This window comes from Marinobacter sp. (assembly GCF_048269445.1).
Classification (GTDB): Bacteria; Pseudomonadota; Gammaproteobacteria; order Pseudomonadales; family Oleiphilaceae; genus Marinobacter.
In genome coordinates this window covers 231,135-248,340 of sequence record NZ_JBLXIQ010000003.1, presented here as the reverse complement: position 1 = coordinate 248,340, position 17,206 = coordinate 231,135, and the positions used below count along the sequence as shown (strand labels likewise).

Here is a 17,206-nt window from a genome sequence, read left to right as displayed (position 1 = left end):
GAGTAGGGGGCCCGAATGTCCTCCATCGATTACGAGCCGCCGCTTCCGGAGAATCTGCCAGAGAGCCCTCCGGTTCGGTTGGCAGCACGTCTTGCCAGCCTGATCTGGTGGTTCCTGCTGGTCGTGCTCGTGCTATTCGCCCTATACGCCGGCCTGGGGCGCCAGCTGACCCAGAATGTCGACAGCTTTCGCGATGACCTGGCTCGTGACCTCTCCGACCGGTTGGGGCACGACGTCAGTATCGGCAGTCTCTCCTCTCACTGGTACTGGCTGGATCCTTCCTTTTCCGCCCGTGATATCCGGATCAGTAATGCCGAGACGGGTGTTGTTGTGGCAAACCTGCAGTATCTCAATATCCGGTTTGATGCCCTCGCATCTCTGATGCGATTGCGAATTGTCTTTGAAGACTTTGAAGCCGACGGACTGGAGCTTACCGTTAACCAGGAGCAGAGCGGCGATGTGGCGGTGCGGGGTGCGGACATTCCGGAGCCGGTCAGCAACCAGCTGCGTGAGTGGCTGGAGCTTGCAGGTAACTGGCTGTCTGATCCCTATGTGAAGATTACCCGCGTAGATCTTGGTATCCGGGACAATCAGGGCAACCTTCGCCATCTGGACATTCCCCAGCTGGATCTGGACTATCGCCGCGGATTGTTCCATGCCTCCGGTCGGGCCATGCAATCGGGTACGACCCAGCAACTGGCCAGCTTTGCCCTGGTGGGAGAGCACTTCTTTCGGGGCGATTTCACCGGCCAGCTGTATCTCGATGTGGACTCCGGTCGGCTGTTTGACGGGTTGATCGACGAATACCAGTGGCGGACCCTTCGGGTGGAAGGGTTTGACCTTGGCGGTGAGGCCTGGCTGACGTTCCGTGATGGCTCGTTGCAACAGGTGACAGGAACCGTTCGGACGCCCTACCTTCAGCTTGGCGTCGGGCAGGAGTCTCTGGCGCCACTGGAGGATATACAGGCCCGGTTTGGCTGGCGGCGTCATGAGGACGTCATGACCGAGGAAAGCCCGGAAGATCCCGATTCGCTTGCCCTCGGAGAATGGCACCTGAAGCAGCTCCAGTGGACCTGGGATGGTGACGTGGTTTCCCCGTTCAGTCTGCGTCTGGCGCCTTCGGAAGGCGGTATGTCCGTGATTGCCGATGCGCTGCCCCTTGCGCCCACCCGCCGCCTGGCCGCGAGGCTTCCAATCCTGCCGGAACGGGCGTTGAGAGCACTGCGCAATTATCGCCCTGGCGGATTCCTTGACCAGCTTGAAGTGTACCTGCCTGACCAGTCGCCAGAGAAATTCGAGCTTTCGGGCCGGCTTCGGGATTCGAGTGTCCGGGCCTATGGCGGAGCACCCGGGGTGACATCCATTAACGGTTTGGTCTTTCTGGATAGAAGTGGCGGCTATGTGCAGGTAGCGGCCGGGGAGACTCCCGTGAGCCTCGAATTTCCCCTACTGTATGGCAGTGCCTGGACATTCCCGGTGGTTCAAGGCCAGGTCGCCTGGGAGTTGGATGGCCCCATCACCCGTGTATTCTCCGATGGTGTCCGGATGGTCTACGGCAAGAGCACGGAACTTGAGGGTGCGTTTGACCTGAAGCTCAACCGCGAGGGCGAGGACAACCTGGGGCTCCGGGTGTCGTTGGAAAACGGCACCGCTGGGATGCTGGCCGATTTTGTTCCGGCCAAAGTTGTCAGTCCCGAATTGCACCACTGGCTGACCACGGCCATCCTCGAAGCGGATATCACCTCCGGAACATACTACGGGCATGGCGAGATAGGCTCCGATGCCCCCAAGGGCTCCTTCGTCTCCTCCATGGTCTACCAGTTCGATCAGGCCACCGTTCGCTATGACGAAAACTGGCCGGAGGTTCGCTCTGCCCGGGGCCGGGTAGAGGTTCACAACGGCAACACGCTGGTCAGGCTCGAAGCCGGTGAGACCGGGGGCCTGAGTCTGAATCCGGGCACTATCAGAGTTATACCCGGTGAAGAGGGTGTCGGGGTAAGAGTGGATGTATCGGCGAGGGTACCGGGCGAGTCAATCGGCTACTGGATGGACAACAGTCCTCTGGGGGAATTGGCGGGGGTGGAAGCCCGGAAACTACAGTATGGGGGACAATATCAGGTCGCCCTGGGAATTGATCTGCCACTTGGCTCGGGGCAAGCCCCGGTGGTTGAGGCCGACATTGCGACTGATGGCGGTTCCGTTGCTTACCCCGCCGCGAGTCTGGCCTGGGAGGCAATACAAGGCGAGCTGACTTACCACAGCGAAGATGGGTTTTCCGGCAGTTCACTGGCGGCGAAGTTCTTCGGTGAGCCTGTCACCATAGGGTTCAGTCGGGCTCCGTCAGGTGAAGCTCTTAGTATTCGCCAGTCCGGAGAACTCCCGGTGCCGGGTGTTTTTGCCCGCGCGGGGCTCTCAACGAATTCCGATTTTGGTCTCCAGGGGAGAGTGTCCTACACCGCCGAACTGGATGTGGGGGCGGATTCGACCTCCGGCATCCGAGTGCGCTCCAGCCTCGAAGGCCTGGCCGTTGACTGGCCGGAGCCGTTGTCAAAGCCCGCTGGCGAAGCGGCGCCCCTGAGGGCGGTCATTAATCCCTCTGCGTCCGGGGGCCTCGGGATCTCCGGCGAATGGGAAAACCGGCTGGCGTTCGATCTGTTGTGGAAGGAGACCGGAGTTGACCTTCACCTGGCCCATCTTTATCTCGGGAGCCAGGTCCTGACCAATATTGACATCAATGCTCTGGATCTCGGCGACCGTTGGGTGGTCACAACGAACTCGGAGCGTGCGAAGGGGCGAGTGGTGATCCCTGACCAGCTAGATACGGTGATGGTGGATTTTGAGTTTCTTCAGCTCATGCGTGGCGAAGAAGCTGCGAAGGAGTCCCCGGATCTGCTCACCCTGAAAGAACAGCTCGAAGCGTTCCGGGCTCTGGATATGGGCAACTGGCCAGACATTAACGTAACCATCAGTGATCTCCGGCTGGACGCTGACTCTTTGGGTGGCTGGGCTTTTCGGGTCCGCCCCGAACCCTACCGGCTGAACGTCAATGACATTCAGGGACGGCTCAACTCCCTGACATTGTTGGGCAACATGACCTGGAGCATCGTTGGTGAGCGGGAGACCAGCCGGTTCTGGGGATCCATTAACGGTGGTTCTCTGGCAGACCTGAACGAACTGTTTGGCGCCGATATGCCAGTGACCAACAAGGCGACCAACATTGAACTGGACCTGGACTGGCCGGGCCGTCCGGATGAATTCTCGATAGCGGAGCTTAATGGCTCGGTCAGCCTGAGGCTGGATGAGGGTGTGATTCTTGAGCGTAGCAACACTGCGCAGCTATTCCGGGTCTTCAACTTGCTGAACGCCGACACGCTGTGGCGACGACTCAAGCTCGATTTCTCCGACCTGTACGAGCGGGGCGTGGCATTCGATGCAATTTCGGGCAAGGCTCAGATCATCAATGGCCTGCTGACAATGAATCCGGAACTTCAGGTGGTGGGCCCTTCCGGTGCCTTCAAGCTCAGTGGAATCACTAATATGGCCAGTGAGGAGTTGGATATGCGATTAGTGGTTGTGTTGCCACTGACCCAGAATCTGCCGCTGGCGGCGCTGCTGATGGGGGCCGGTGCGCCCATTGGCGGCGCGTTGTTTGTACTGGACAAGATTCTGGGCGACCCTCTGAGCAAGCTGACCAGCGCAACCTACAGTGTCACGGGCACATGGGACGAACCGGAAGTTGATCTGCAACGGGTATTTGATACTGGTGGATAACAAACACCGGTGAATAAGCGGGGGAGGCAGTCATGATCGAGCGTGTTTCCAGTCGTGTTGCAGCCATTCAGATGGTTAGCAGTCATGATATGCAGGCCAATCTGTCCGAAGCGGCGCGATTGCTGGCCGAGGCTGCAGGACAGGGGGTCGGGGTTGCGGTACTGCCAGAAAATTTTGCAGTCCTGGCAACCGGCCAGATGGTTGACTGTGGCCGCAGGGAAGCGGGGGACGAACCTGTAATACGGGCCTTTCTGGCGCAACAGGCCCGGAAACTCGGGATCTGGATCGTTGGCGGCTCGATGCCGCTGGCACAGCGCCCGGATGGCTTAGACATTCAAACCCGGGTCCGCGCAACCTGCCTGGTGTTTGACGACCAGGGAACGGAGGTTGCCCGTTACGACAAGATCCACCTGTTCGATGCCATGGTTGACGATGCCCATGGTCAGTACCGGGAATCCGACACCTTTGAGCCGGGGGAGCAAGTGGTCACCGTGGATACGCCAGCTGGGAAGCTGGGTATGGCCATCTGCTATGACCTGCGCTTCCCGGAGCTGTTCAGGGCACTGAGAGAGCAGGAGGCCGACTGGGTGTGCCTGCCGAGTGCCTTCACCTGGCAAACCGGAGATGCCCACTGGCACCCATTGATCCGGGCACGGGCCATTGAAAACCAGATATGGGTGGTGGCGCCCGGGCAAGGTGGCCAGAACAGTGAGCGGCGGCGGACCTATGGTCATAGCCTGATCTGCGATCCCTGGGGCCGTGTGGTGACAGAAATTGGCGAGGGTCCGGGTGTCGTCGTCGCGGAACTGGATACTGATCAGTTGTCCAATCTCCGAACCCGGATGCCGGTCTGGGAGCATCGTCGACTTAAAGGCTGACAACCTGGTCAGATGAAAAGTTCATCTGACCCCGATTTCAACCCCGTGTTCACGACTTATCCCGTGGCTTCCGCGTCATCTATGCATTCGCGAAGATAGCGGAACAGTTTCCGGGCCTGGCCCGTGTTTTTCTGCTTTTCGACGTCCTTTCGGGCATTTCGGGCGAGGTTGCGCAGGTGTTGCATGTCTGCCCCAGGGCAGTAGCTGAAGAATTCCCCTACCACTGAATCACCCTCGGCAATCATCCGGTCGCGCCAGCGTTCCGCGAGGTGGTGCCGGCGAGTGTGTTCCTCGCTGCCAGCATCAAAGGCGTCGATGGCCTTTTCCAGGGCCTCGGGGTCATCCTCCTGGCGAATGATTTTGCCGATGTACTGCAAATGCCGGCGCTTGGCCTCATTCTGGCGGATGCGCCGGGATTCCTCGATGGCAGCCCTGAGGGTCTCGCTGATCGGCAGGGTTTCCAGCTGATCATTGCTCAGGTCCAGCATTCGCTTGCCCAGGGCCTGCAGCGCATGCATGTCCCGCTTGACCTGGGATTTGCTCGGGCCGTCGTATTCCGGCGCGTCGTTGTCGTCTTGATGATCTTTCATAATTGTGCCCGGTTCGATTTGTCGGATTATGCGTAAAAAATGGTCGCCAGGCCAAGAAAGGCCATAAAGCCAATCACATCCGTTACGGTTGTCAGTATCACACTGCCTGCCAGAGCCGGATCGATATTGCGTGATTTCAGAAACAGCGGCAGCACCGTGCCCACCAGTGCCGCCGCAACCAGATTGATCACCAGTGCGGCGGCAATGATCAAACCGATCAGAACCTCCTGGAACCAGACCATGGCCGCACCTGCCACCACGGCCGCCCAGAGCAGGCCGTTCAGTATCCCGGAGAGAAATTCGCGGTTCAGAAGCCAGCCAACATTGGCGCCACTGATCTGACCGACTGCCATGCCCCGGATCACCAGGGTCAGAGTCTGGCTGCCGGCAATACCGCCCATACTGGCCACAATCGGCATCAGCACCGCAAGCGCCACCACTTTGGCAATGGTTGCCTCGAACATACCGATCACCGCGGATGCGGCAAGTGCGGTAAGCAGGTTGATGCCGAGCCATACCGCCCGGCGGCGCGTGGTTTTCCAGACCGGAGCAAAGGTATCTTCGTCTTCATCCAGACCGGCCATGCTCATCAGCGAGTGGTCCGCATCTTCCCGGATAACGTCAACCACGTCATCGATCGTGATCCGGCCCAGCAAACGGCCGTCCTCGTTTACCACCGGCGCGGAGATCAGGTCGTAGCGCTCGAACAGTGTCGCCACCTTGGTGTCGGAGAGGCTGACGGGGATCGGCTCAATGTCCGTGTCCATGACTTCCCGCACGGTTGCGGCGGGATTGGACACCAGCATTTTGGTAATCGGCAGCATGCCGATGAACTCATCGCGCCGGCTGACCACAATCAGGCTGTCGGTCATTGGCGGCAACGTGCGGTGCCGGCGAAGGTAACGTAGAACAACGTCGATGCTGATGTCCGGGCGCACCGTGATGGTGTCCGTGTTCATCAGGCCGCCGGCGGTGTCCTCCGGGTACGAGAGCACTTCCTCGACACGCTGGCGATCCTGTTCGTCCATGGTGTCCAGAACTTCCTGGATCACCGTATCCGGCAGCTGCTGCAGCAAGTCGGCCAGATCGTCCGACTCGAAATCCTCGATAATGTCCGCCAGTTCCTGGGCGTTCAGCTGGCTCAGGAAATAACCGCGAATATCATCGCTCAGGTACTGGAGGACTTCCCCTTCCAGTTGCTTGTCGACCAGGTTCCACAACAGGGCCCGCTGCCGGGGCGGAGACGATTCCAGCAGGTGAGCAATATCACTGGGGCTCAGACCCCCGTTCAGGATGCGTGCAACCTGCTTCAGTGCGCCGCTGTCCAGGGCTTCGCCCAGGGAACGAAGGCGCTGGCGGGCCTGGCTTTTTTCGAGAATGTCGGTCATGGGGGAGCTTATTCGCCCTCGCCGAAATAATCATTAATGAGTTCCACCAGCGCCTCAATGGCCTGATCCTCGTCTGGCCCGTCGGCAACGAGCTCAACATCGGTGCCTTTGCTGGCGGCCAGCATCATCACCTGCATGATGTTTTTGGCGTCCACATCCCGGCCCTTGCCAGTAATTCGAACGCTGCAGTCGAATTCGGAGGCGGTGGCAACCAGCTTGGCGGTGGCACGAGCGTGCAACCCCAGTTTGTTGATGATGGTAATCGGGCGGCGAATCATGGGCTGATCAGATCTCTTCCCGTGTCTGCAAATGTGGCAGTTCGGTGTGGCGCACCTGCACATTGTTGTACCGCTGCCGGAAGTGCTCGCCCAGCTGTTCACACACATACACAGAGCGGTGCTGGCCTCCGGTGCAGCCAATGGAAATCGTCATATAGCTGCGATTGCTGTCCGCGAAGGAGGGCAGCCAGGTGTCCAGGAAAGCCTTGAGGTCTTCGATCATCTTCCGGCTGGCCGGCTCCTTTTCAAGGAATTCGATCACCGGTTGGTCCGTACCCACATACTTGCGAAGACTGGTATCCCAGTAGGGGTTAGGCAGGCATCGAACATCGAAGACATAGTCGGAATCCAGTGGTACACCGTGCTTGAAGCCAAACGACTGGAACAGCAGTGCCAGTTCCTGGTCTTTCCTGCCAACAACCCGCTGCTTCACCATATCCCGTAGTTCGTACATGGACATGCCGGTGGTGTTCACATACAGGTCTGAAAGCTTGGAAAGCGGTTCAAGAAGGTTCTTTTCACTGGCGATGGCTTCCCGCAGGGAGGTTTTGTCATCACTGAGCGGGTGCTTTCTGCGGGTTGCATGGAAACGCTGCAGCAGGGACTGCTCGTCGGCATCCAGGAAGATGATCTCAACGGTCACCCCGGTTTCCTGAAGGCGACGGTAGATCTCCTCGAAGTTGGCCAGTTCCCCGGAAAGGTTACGGGCATCGATGCTGACGGCCATCTTGCCGAGCCGGCCGGGCCTGGTCTGGCTGGCGGCTTCCCGGGTGAGGGGAAAGAGCAGACCAATAGGGAGGTTGTCTATGCAATAGAAGCCGAGATCTTCCAGCACATGTAGTGCGGTACTCTTGCCCGATCCAGACCTGCCACTCACGATAATCAGCTTCATGACCACGTTACCTCCACTGCAATGAATATCATCCGCCCGGGGCGGTCATGCGCTCGTACAAGGTGCTGGCGTCCTCGCATTGCCGGAGGCGATCACAGAACGACCGGTCATTGAATTTTTCGGCCAGTTGGCTGAGCAGTTCCAGGTGTTCACTGGTGGCCTCCTTGGGCACAACCAGGGCAAAGATCAGGTCCACGGGTTGGTTGTCGATGGCGTCGAACTCAACGCTTTCTCCCAGCGTCATCAGCACGCCTACCACGTGATCCAGGCCTTCCAGGCGGCAGTGCGGGATGGCAATGCCTTGGCCAATGCCGGTACTGCCAAGACGCTCCCGGGAGATCAGATTATTGAAAATCTGGGTTTCGCTGAGCGTATTGTCCTGGTGGTTTATCTGCTCGGCAATAAACTCCAGGGCCCGTTTCTTGCTGGAGGCGGACACCCGGCAAAGGGTCAGCTCCGGTGCAAGAATGTTGTCTATGGTCAGGGGTGTGTCGCTCATGAATCGACTGCACTTCCGTTAAAAAAAGGCTGCGGCACGTCAACCGTGTCGCAGCTCGATTGGGTGACTTGCATGAAAACAGCCCGTTAGCGGCCGCCGTTTCCGTGCATCCGGTCTACGTTCTTTTCCTTGTGCTTGAGAATCTGGCGGTCCAACTTGTCGATCAGGGCGTCGATAGCCGCGTACATATCCTCGTTCTCTGCCTTTGCGTGAATCTCACCACCAACTACGTGCAGCGTCGCTTCCGCAATCTGACGCACCTTTTCCACTTCCAGGGTTACCTGGGAGTTGCTGATGTGGTCAAAGTGGCGCTCGAGCTTCTGGAACTTCTCTGAAACATAATCCTTCAATGCGGGAGTCAGTTCTACGTGATGGCCTGAAATATTGAGTTGCATAGGCGTCTCCTGTTGTCATCGTACCGGCTCCCGGGAGCCGGTCTGGGTGCTGGCGCATTGTGCGCCGGCGATTACTGCGTAGCGCCCGGACCTCAAGGTGTTCAGACCAGTCGCTTGCGTTCATTCGAGGGCGGGATGTGCATGGCCTCCCGATACTTGGCAACGGTGCGTCGCGCAACCTTGATTCCCTGTTCTCCTAGCATGGCTGCAATTTTACTGTCGCTCAACGGCTTTTTCGGCGTTTCCGCGGCAATCAGCTTTTTGATCATCGCGCGTATCGCCGTGGAAGAGCATTCGCCGCCTTCGTCAGTGCTGACATGGCTGGAGAAGAAATATTTAAGCTCAAAAATTCCCCGGGGAGTGTGCATGTATTTCTGGGTGGTTACCCGGGAAATCGTGGACTCATGCATCTCAACCGCCTGGGCGATGTCCGAGAGGATCAGCGGTTTCATGGCTTCCTCACCCTGATCCAGAAAGCCCTGCTGGTGCTCGACAATACGGGTAGCCACTTTCAGCAGAGTTTCATTGCGGCTCTGAAGGCTCTTGATAAACCATTTCGCCTCTTGCAGCTGGTCCCGCATGTAGGTGTTGTCGGCACTGCTGTCCGCCCGCCTTATAAGAGAAGCATAGCTGGCATTGACGCGGATGCGCGGAGCAATTTCCGGATTCAACTCAACGCGCCAGCGTCCGTTGTGTTTGCGAACAATCACATCCGGAATCACGTAGTCAGGTTCGGCGCGGTCAATCACGTCGCCGGGGCGGGGGTTCAGGCCGGTAATCAAGGCCAGTACGTCCCGCAACTGCTCTTCTTTCAGTCGACTGCGGCGCAACAGCTGGGCGTAGTCGCGGTTGCCCAGCAGATTGATGTAATGGGTGATAATCAGGCGAGCCTGGGCCAGCCAGGGCGTCTCCGGCGGCAGCTGGTTGAGCTGGATCAGCAGGCATTCTTGCAGGTCGCGGCCGAACACGCCGGGAGGATCGAAATGCTGCAGCCGGTGAAGGACCGCCTCCACTTCATCCAGTTCAAGGGGGTCTTCTTCGTTTTCATCCAGCAACCCCGCATGGATCTCTTCCAGGGGGCTGGTGAGATAACCGCGTTCATCCACTGCGTCCATCAGTGCATGCGCAATGGCTTGGTCCCGTTCGCTCATGGGCGTGAGGTTCAGTTGCCATTCCAGGTGATCCTGGAGCGTCTCGGTGGGGGAGTTGCGGGTCTCGAAGTCGTGATCGTTTTCGTCGTCGTTACGGGCTGCCGACGCCGGCGCGGATTGGTAAATATCATCCCAGGCGGTGTCGACTGGCAGGTCATCGGGGATATTGTCCGGAATCTCGTTTTCCGAGGACCAGTCTGGCCCGTTTTCGGTTTCGTCCCAGTCGGACGTAGGTTCGGGTGCTGTTTCAGCGGCTGACTCGGTGGCATTAGCCTCCCGTTCGTCATTCCGGGTGTCGGTCTCCGACTCAGACTGGTCATCATCCTCGGACGTTTCCAACATGGGGTTGGACTCCAGAGCCTGCTGGATTTCCTGCTGAAGGTCGAGAGTGGAAAGCTGTAGCAGCCGGATCGCCTGTTGCAGCTGGGGCGTCATGGTCAGGCTCTGACCCAGCTTTAACTGTAAGGAGGCTTTCATCACCATGGTTCAGGATCCGTCACTCATCAGCGATTGGTGTCGTAGGTAGTGAAAAAATCTATATATGTCGGTCACTTGCCTTGGTTTCGTTTTACCCTAGCAAGTTCTTTGCCGAGTTTACTTGCTACAGATCATCAAAACAATCGGCCATTAGGCATCACAGCCTGAATTCATTGCCCAGGTACACTTCCTTCACCTGCTGATTGGCCAGAATGGCCTCGGCATTGCCGGAGGCGATGATGTGTCCACCGGAAACGATGTAGGCATTCTCGCAGATGTCCAGGGTCTCACGCACATTGTGGTCGGTAATCAACACACCGATCCCCTTGTCTCGCAGATGCCGGATGATGTGCTTGATATCACTTACGGAAATGGGGTCAACACCGGCGAACGGCTCATCCAGGAGGATAAAGGCTGGCTCCATTGCCAGGGCTCTGGCAATTTCCACACGCCGCCGCTCACCACCAGACAGGGCCATTCCCATGCTGTCGCGGATATGGGTAATGTGGAACTCCTTGAGCAGTTCTTCCAGCTTGCTTTCCCGCTCTGCCTTGCCCAGCCCCTTGCGGGTCTCCAGGATCGCCATGATGTTGTCCCGTACCGTCAGTTTACGGAATACCGAGGCTTCCTGGGGGAGGTAGCCGATGCCTTGGCGAGCCCGGCCGTGCATGGGCAAATGCGTGATGTCGCGACTGTCGATGGTGATCCGGCCGCGGTCGGCGGGAACCAGCCCCACAATCATGTAAAAACAGGTGGTTTTACCCGCGCCATTGGGGCCCAGCAGGCCAACAATTTCCCCACTGCGGATTTCCAGGGAAACGTCGATCACTACTTTTTTCTGTTTGTAACTCTTTGCCAGATTACTGGCTCTCAGAACTGCCATCGGAACCCTGTATGTTGGTGCTGCGTGGCTGAATCACCATCTCAACCCGGCCGGAACCGCTTCCGGTGTCGGCACCACCTTCTGCAGTAACGACCCGGCGGGCGGTATCATAATGGATGACATCGCCCCGGAACAGGTTGCCATTCTGTTCGATGACAGCTTCCCTTTCAAAAGTCAGGCGCTGGTCAGTGGCTGACCAGGTGATGTTGAGGGCCCTGGCGTCGGTTTCACCATCGCCCGCACGGGTTGGCTGGCGGTAACGGGCCGGACTTCCGAAAGCTTCAATCCGGCTCAGGCCGCTCTGGTCACGGTACAGAACCACACGCTCCGCGCTCAGCCGGGTCTTGCCCTGTTCCAGCTCTACGTCGCCGGTGTAGGTGGCGATACCCTGGCCATCGTCGAGGCGGGCGTTGTCTGCGGTTACCCTGATGGGAATGTCAGAATTAAGGTCAAAAGCTGCTGCCGGACCGGCCATGGCGATGGTCAGCAGGGCAGCAATTAGCCCCCGGTATCGGTTAGTTTCCGGTTTCATAGAGTCCTTCCACCTGGGAGTTCAGTTCCAGAATCCGCTCGTCGATCCACGCTTTCATGCCCGTGGCGCGGGTGATTCCCGTAACGTCGCGTATTTCAACGGGCGCATCCGTGTATGCCATGCCCCGGTCGTTGTCCAGGGTCAGGGTTGACGTTGTCAGGGTAGTGTCCCGACCGCCAATACTCCGGAGTATCCGGACATTGCCGGTCAGGTAAAGCAGATTTTCATTTTGCAGGAGGCTGCCATTTTCGGCTTCCACAATCCAGGGCAGGGTATCTGCACCGCCGGCGTCGCCGTAAAGCTCGGCCCGGGGTGATTCCATGGTGGCCAGGTTGCCCTCCTCGAACTGCTCGATCCGCGGGCTGGTAAAGCTGACCTTTAGATTGCCGGCTTCATCGAATGAGGTGTAGTCGCCATTGATCACGAATCCGTCGGGTTCGGTATCGCCTCTCAGATCGGCGGCCTGCCTGTCGAAAACCTTAGGCTCATCGCTTCGCCAGAGCAGGAACACCGCCGCGACAATGGTGCCCGCCAGTGCCAGTGTTCGCAACATAGGTCGATCCGGGAGCCAGTTCACGGGCTAACCTCTTGGTCAGACCCCTGATAAGGGGCCAGCGCTGCGTTCAGCTTTCCCTGGGCGCTAAGCAGCAGATCGCAAGCCTCCCTGACGGCACCGTTTCCTCCCTGGGCCCGGGTGCAGTAATCCGCATGCTGCCGGACCAGCCAGTAACCATTGGGCACGGTGATTCCCAGGCCTGCAAACGTCAGGGCCGGCAGGTCTGGCAGGTCGTCACCCATGTAGGCAATCGCTTCGCGGCTGATGTCCATGGTGCTGACCAGTTCCTGCAGGGCCACTTTCTTGTCTTCCCGCCCTTGCATCAGGTGGGCAATACCCAGGTCCCCCATGCGTTTTTCCGTCAGTGGCGACTTGCGCCCGGTGATGACCGCCACAGTTATACCCGCAGCCATCAGCTGTTTCAGGCCCAGGCCGTCGAGAATGTTGAACGCCTTGAGCTCATCGCCGGTGGCGCTGAAGTAAAGCTTGCCGTCGCTCATGATGCCGTCGACATCCAGCGCGATCAGCCGGATTTTTGCCGCTTTCGCCAAGAGGGATTCGGGCCATTCGTTTTGCAGCGGGTGGCTGACCATTAAATCACTCCCGCCCGAAGCAGGTCGTGCATATTGATGGCGCCGACCAGGGCACCGTTGTCATCGGTGACTGGCAGGGCGTTGATCTTCATTTCTTCCATCACATTCAGTGCTTCTGCCGCCAGATGATCGGCCTGGATGGTTTTTCCATGCCGGGTCATCACCTCATGAATCGGGGTATTGTGGATGTCTACTGAGCGGTCCAGGGTCCGGCGAAGGTCGCCGTCCGTAAATATTCCTGTAAGCGCGCCCTTTTCATCCACGATAGTCGTCATGCCGAGGCCCTTGCGGGAGATTTCCAGCAGGGCACCGCTGAGCGGCGTGCTCTCGCTGACCACCGGAATGCGATCGCCGGTATGCATAATGTCAGAAACCCGCAGCAACAGTCGTCGGCCCAGACTTCCGCCCGGATGGGAAAAGGCGAAATCTTCGGCGCTGAAGCCTCTTGCCTCAAGCAGGGCGACCGCGAGCGCATCGCCCATCACCAGGGTTGCGGTGGTGGACGACGTTGGTGCCAGGCCCAGGGGGCAGGCTTCTACCTGTACGCTGACATCCAGGTTGGCCACGGCTTCGCGAGCCAAAGTGGAATTCGCATTGCCGGTCATACTGATCAGTGGGGCGCCCATGCGTTTGATCAGTGGCAGAATGGTGACTACTTCGCTGGTGTTGCCACTGTTGGAAATGGCGATAACCACATCCTGGGGTGTAATCATACCCATGTCGCCGTGACTGGCCTCGCCCGGATGAACAAAAAACGAGGGCGTGCCGGTGCTGGCCAGCGTTGCGGCGATCTTGTTCCCGATGTGGCCGGACTTGCCCATGCCGGTAACCACCACGCGGCCCTTGCACTTCATAATGACATCGCAGGCCCGGGTAAAGTGATCGTCGATACGGCCCTCAAGGGCATCGATGGCATCACGCTCGATGCGGATGGCTCGGAGGGCGGGCGTTCGGAAATCGATCGGGTTCTGTTCGGTCATCGGGCTTTGGGCCTAACTGTTGAGACATTGGCATTGGTGAGGGGGAGTATATCATTTTCGCCCGGAAACGATGCCCGGTTACCGAAAGTTCAGTCAGACTGATCATTGCTGTCAGTACATTTTGGGTTCTTTGGATTGAGCTTAGGCGCTCCTTGGCATAATGTAGCCCCTCTTTGAAAGGTAAGGACTATGGATTCATCGGCTTACATATCGCTCAGGGACGTTGTGTTTTCCCGTTCCGGGCGCCGTATTTTCGACGGCGTCAGCCTGGATATTCCTCGCGGAAAGATAACCGCGATCATGGGTCCCAGCGGAACTGGTAAAACCACACTCCTGCGTCTGATCGGCGGTCAACTCCGACCTGATTCCGGCAGTGTCGTGGTAGACGGCCACGACGTGCCCAAGCTCAGGCGCAAAGCCCTCTACGCATTCCGGGAAAAAATGGGAATGTTGTTCCAGAGCGGTGCGTTGTTCACCGACCTGAGCGTATTCGAGAACGTTGCCTTCCCCCTGCGTGTGCACACCAAACTTCCGGAGGACATGATCCGGGATGTCGTGCTGATGAAGCTCGAAGCCGTGGGGCTGCGTGGTGCCCGGCACCTGATGCCTTCGGAACTGTCCGGAGGCATGACCCGACGCGTTGCCCTGGCGAGAAGCATTGCGCTGGATCCGGAACTGATCATGTACGATGAGCCTTTTGCCGGCCAGGATCCCATCGCCATGGGCGTTTTGGTAAAGCTGATCCGGGATCTGAACAGCTCCATGGGGCTGACCAGTGTGCTCGTATCCCACGATGTACCGGAATCCCTCAGCATCTGCCATTACGCCTGCATCATTGCCGATGGCAAGATCATTGGTGAGGGCACACCGGAGCAGCTTCGCGAACACCCGTCCGGCCAGGTCCAGCAGTTTCTTCAGGGCCAGCCAGACGGGCCAGTGCCCTTCCATTATCCGGCAGAGGGTGCCGCCAGGGATTTCGGGCTTTCCGGGGGTGTGTCTTGATAGACCGAATTGCTGCGTTCGGCCGGCTTGGCCTGGACGTTGTCTCGTCGTTTGGCCGGTCGGGCCGTTTTCTTGCCGGCGTGTTGGCGGGCGTGCCCCGGCCGGCAACCGGCTTCCCGCTGCTGGTGAAACAGCTGTATGCGGTTGGCGTGTTATCGCTGCCAATTATCGTAGTTTCCGGCCTGTTCATCGGCATGGTGCTGGCGCTGCAGGGTTACACCATTCTCAGTGATTACGGCTCCGAAGCCGCCATCGGCCAGATGATTGCCCTGACCCTGGTGCGGGAGCTGGGCCCCGTGGTAACGGCGCTGCTGTTCGCGGGCCGTGCCGGCTCCGCCCTGACGGCGGAAATCGGCCTGATGAAGGCCACCGAGCAGCTGTCCAGCCTGGAAATGATGGGGGTGGATCCGCTGCGCCGGGTGGTGGCGCCGCGGCTGTGGGCCGGCTTTATTTCCATGCCGGTGCTTGCTGCCATTTTCTCCGTTATCGGTATCTGGGGTGGCATGCTGGTTGGCGTAGACTGGCTTGGCGTGTTTGAGGGCTCCTTCTGGGGCAACATGCAGTCGTCGGTGGATTTTGTTGACGACGTGCTCAATGGCATGATCAAAAGTGTCGTATTCGGTTTCGTCTGCGCCTGGATTGCTGTGTACCAGGGGTACGACTGTGTGCCGACATCGGCAGGCATCAGCTCCGCGACCACCAAAACCGTGGTGTACTCGTCTCTGGCTGTGCTGGGCCTGGACTTTATACTGACCGCTGTCATGTTTGGCGATTTCTGAATCATCGATTAACGAGATAATACCGGAGCCGGAAATGGCACAAAGAACGACTGAGATCATTGTTGGCCTGTTCATGATCGCGGGCTGCGCAGCCCTGCTGGTTCTGGCGCTGCAGGTGAGCGGCTTGTCGGCGAAATCCGCTGAAAGCACCTACACCATTTATGCCAACTTCAACGATTCCGGCGGGCTGACTCCGCGCGGCCGTGTATCCATGGCAGGTGTCACCGTCGGGACCATTGAATCCATCACGCTTAACAAGGAGACCTTTCAGGCGCGGGTTAAGATGTCGATTTACTCTGACGTTGATAACATTCCGGCTGACAGTTCCGCAATTATACGTACATCCGGCCTGCTCGGAGAGCAGTACATTGATATATCAATCGGTGCCGAAATGGAGTCCCTCAAAGAGGGTGATACCTTCTATTCCACCCAGTCGGCCATGAACCTTGAGCGACTTATCAGTAACTTTGCTTCAGGCCGCGCTGAGAATTAATCGACAGGAGACCCTGATGTCTGCACTGAAAAACCACATTTTCCTTGGCTTTTTAATGGCGCTGTTTCTGGTGGCGCCTGTTCAGGCTGGCGAAGCTGAGGATCTCCGCGACTATGTGGATGAGAATACTCAGCGGCTGGTAGACAAGCTTAATAAAGAGCGGGGGCTCTACGAGAAGGATCCCGACGCGTTCTACCAGAGCATGGACGAGGCGCTGACAGATTTCGTGGATTTCCGGCGCATTGCAGCCCGGGTGATGGGCCGATACGCCCGCCAGACCACCCCTGAGCAGCGGGATGCGTTTGTGGTCGCGTTCAAGCGCAGCCTCTTCGACAGTTACGCTCAGGCGTTGGTAAACGCCGAGGACTTCGCAATCGAGGTCAAGGAAGCCACCATCAACCCGGAGAATGACGCCCGGGCGTCAGTTCAGATGGAGGTGATTAGTGCGTCCGGTAACCGGTATCCGGTCACCTATTCCATGTACAAGACCGGCGATGGTCGTTGGCTGATGGAGAACGTCATCGTTGAAGGTGTGAACATCGGGCTGGCCTTCCGGGACCGTTTCAGCCAGGAAATGGAAGAAAACCGAGGCCAGATTCAGGTTGTGATCGACGGCTGGAGTGATGCAGCCAAGTCCCTGGACCTTGAGAATAAAGTGGACAAGTCATGACCTCCAGAGTGCCGCAGGCTCAGCTGACGGATGGCGTGCTGATGGTTACCGGGGAAGTGAGCGCGGATACTGTCGTAGCCCTGAGAGAGCAGGGCGAAAGGCTGATCAGGACCGCGTCCGAAAATCTTGTTGTCGATCTGGACGGGCTGGTCACCGCCCACAGTGTTGTCTTGTCCATGTTGCTTTGCTGGCAGCGACTGGCGCACCAGGCGGGTATTGCCCTGTCGTTTCGGGGTGTCAGTGGTCGCTTGGCCTCATTGGCCGCCCTGAGCAACCTGGAAGACCAGCTTGCTGGCTTCGGCCCAGAATCCGTGCATCCCGCCCACTGAACCCTCCCGCCAAGCTTGCCGGTTCCGACCCCTCTGGTGGCAGGACAGGAAAGCTGACCCGGGCTTCGGA

At 58.4% G+C, this 17,206-nt stretch carries 19 protein-coding genes; 7 read left to right on the top strand and 12 right to left on the bottom strand.

What is annotated here, in order from left to right; genetic code table 11:
* Positions 1-15 precede the first annotated feature (15 nt).
* Both ACN0XM_RS07425 and ACN0XM_RS07420 read left to right on the top strand, forming a co-directional pair.
* A complete protein-coding gene (locus tag ACN0XM_RS07425; RefSeq protein ID WP_417566292.1) occupies positions 16-3,771 on the top strand; it encodes a YhdP family protein in 3,756 nt (1,251 codons plus the stop codon).
* Between the two features lie 32 nt (positions 3,772-3,803).
* Positions 3,804-4,649, top strand: coding sequence for a carbon-nitrogen hydrolase family protein (locus ACN0XM_RS07420; RefSeq protein ID WP_417566291.1), 846 nt, complete (start codon positions 3,804-3,806; stop codon positions 4,647-4,649).
* A 56-nt stretch (positions 4,650-4,705) separates the two neighbouring features.
* Here ACN0XM_RS07420 and yjgA read toward each other — a convergent pair whose 3' ends face one another.
* The 12 genes from yjgA to ACN0XM_RS07360 form a co-directional block, all read right to left on the bottom strand.
* Complete coding sequence (gene yjgA, locus ACN0XM_RS07415; protein ID WP_417566290.1) at positions 4,706-5,239, bottom strand: ribosome biogenesis factor YjgA; 534 nt, start codon at positions 5,237-5,239, stop codon at positions 4,706-4,708.
* 26 nt (positions 5,240-5,265) lie between these two features.
* Complete coding sequence (gene mgtE / locus ACN0XM_RS07410) at positions 5,266-6,627, bottom strand: magnesium transporter (protein WP_417566289.1); 1,362 nt, start codon at positions 6,625-6,627, stop codon at positions 5,266-5,268.
* 8 nt (positions 6,628-6,635) lie between these two features.
* The gene (locus tag ACN0XM_RS07405; RefSeq protein ID WP_417566288.1) at positions 6,636-6,905 is read right to left on the bottom strand and encodes an HPr family phosphocarrier protein; all 270 of its coding nucleotides are present in this window, start codon (positions 6,903-6,905) and stop codon (positions 6,636-6,638) included.
* A gap of 7 nt (positions 6,906-6,912) precedes the next feature.
* Positions 6,913-7,797, bottom strand: a complete 885-nt coding sequence (gene rapZ, locus ACN0XM_RS07400; protein WP_417566287.1) for an RNase adapter RapZ — start codon at positions 7,795-7,797, stop codon at positions 6,913-6,915.
* A 28-nt stretch (positions 7,798-7,825) separates the two neighbouring features.
* Complete coding sequence (gene ptsN / locus ACN0XM_RS07395; RefSeq protein ID WP_417566286.1) at positions 7,826-8,296, bottom strand: PTS IIA-like nitrogen regulatory protein PtsN; 471 nt, start codon at positions 8,294-8,296, stop codon at positions 7,826-7,828.
* An 86-nt stretch (positions 8,297-8,382) separates the two neighbouring features.
* Entirely contained in the window at positions 8,383-8,691 is a 309-nt protein-coding gene (gene hpf / locus ACN0XM_RS07390) for a ribosome hibernation promoting factor (RefSeq protein WP_417566285.1), read from the bottom strand.
* A gap of 101 nt (positions 8,692-8,792) precedes the next feature.
* Complete coding sequence (locus ACN0XM_RS07385) at positions 8,793-10,319, bottom strand: RNA polymerase factor sigma-54 (RefSeq protein WP_417566597.1); 1,527 nt, start codon at positions 10,317-10,319, stop codon at positions 8,793-8,795.
* Positions 10,320-10,476: 157 nt separating this feature from the next.
* Positions 10,477-11,202 carry an LPS export ABC transporter ATP-binding protein gene (lptB, locus tag ACN0XM_RS07380; protein WP_417566284.1) on the bottom strand — a complete coding sequence of 242 codons (726 nt, stop codon included), beginning with the start codon at positions 11,200-11,202 and terminating at the stop codon, positions 10,477-10,479.
* The gene (lptA, locus tag ACN0XM_RS07375; protein WP_417566283.1) at positions 11,180-11,734 is read right to left on the bottom strand and encodes a lipopolysaccharide transport periplasmic protein LptA; all 555 of its coding nucleotides are present in this window, start codon (positions 11,732-11,734) and stop codon (positions 11,180-11,182) included. Before lptA ends, lptB begins: the two co-directional genes overlap by 23 nt.
* Positions 11,718-12,287 (bottom strand): LPS export ABC transporter periplasmic protein LptC, encoded by a 570-nt coding sequence (gene lptC / locus ACN0XM_RS07370; RefSeq protein WP_417566282.1) that lies wholly within the window; start codon positions 12,285-12,287, stop codon positions 11,718-11,720. Before lptC ends, lptA begins: the two co-directional genes overlap by 17 nt.
* 20 nt (positions 12,288-12,307) lie before the next feature.
* Positions 12,308-12,883, bottom strand: a complete 576-nt coding sequence (locus tag ACN0XM_RS07365; protein WP_417566281.1) for a KdsC family phosphatase — start codon at positions 12,881-12,883, stop codon at positions 12,308-12,310.
* The gene (locus ACN0XM_RS07360) at positions 12,883-13,863 is read right to left on the bottom strand and encodes a KpsF/GutQ family sugar-phosphate isomerase (protein WP_417566280.1); all 981 of its coding nucleotides are present in this window, start codon (positions 13,861-13,863) and stop codon (positions 12,883-12,885) included. Before ACN0XM_RS07360 ends, ACN0XM_RS07365 begins: the two co-directional genes overlap by 1 nt.
* A 189-nt stretch (positions 13,864-14,052) precedes the next feature.
* Here ACN0XM_RS07360 and ACN0XM_RS07355 point away from each other — a divergent pair, with 189 nt between their 5' ends.
* The 5 genes from ACN0XM_RS07355 to ACN0XM_RS07335 are packed head-to-tail and all read left to right on the top strand — an operon-like array spanning position 14,053 to position 17,136.
* Positions 14,053-14,865: an ATP-binding cassette domain-containing protein gene (locus ACN0XM_RS07355; RefSeq protein WP_417566279.1), complete on the top strand. Its 813-nt coding sequence runs from the start codon at positions 14,053-14,055 to the stop codon at positions 14,863-14,865.
* Complete coding sequence (mlaE, locus tag ACN0XM_RS07350; protein ID WP_099616902.1) at positions 14,862-15,644, top strand: lipid asymmetry maintenance ABC transporter permease subunit MlaE; 783 nt, start codon at positions 14,862-14,864, stop codon at positions 15,642-15,644. Before ACN0XM_RS07355 ends, mlaE begins: the two co-directional genes overlap by 4 nt.
* Positions 15,645-15,678: 34 nt before the next feature.
* The gene (mlaD, locus tag ACN0XM_RS07345; protein WP_417566278.1) at positions 15,679-16,137 is read left to right on the top strand and encodes an outer membrane lipid asymmetry maintenance protein MlaD; all 459 of its coding nucleotides are present in this window, start codon (positions 15,679-15,681) and stop codon (positions 16,135-16,137) included.
* Positions 16,138-16,153: 16 nt separating this feature from the next.
* The gene (locus ACN0XM_RS07340; protein ID WP_417566277.1) at positions 16,154-16,807 is read left to right on the top strand and encodes an MlaC/ttg2D family ABC transporter substrate-binding protein; all 654 of its coding nucleotides are present in this window, start codon (positions 16,154-16,156) and stop codon (positions 16,805-16,807) included.
* Complete coding sequence (locus tag ACN0XM_RS07335) at positions 16,804-17,136, top strand: STAS domain-containing protein (RefSeq protein ID WP_417566276.1); 333 nt, start codon at positions 16,804-16,806, stop codon at positions 17,134-17,136. Before ACN0XM_RS07340 ends, ACN0XM_RS07335 begins: the two co-directional genes overlap by 4 nt.
* Positions 17,137-17,206 lie beyond the last annotated feature (70 nt).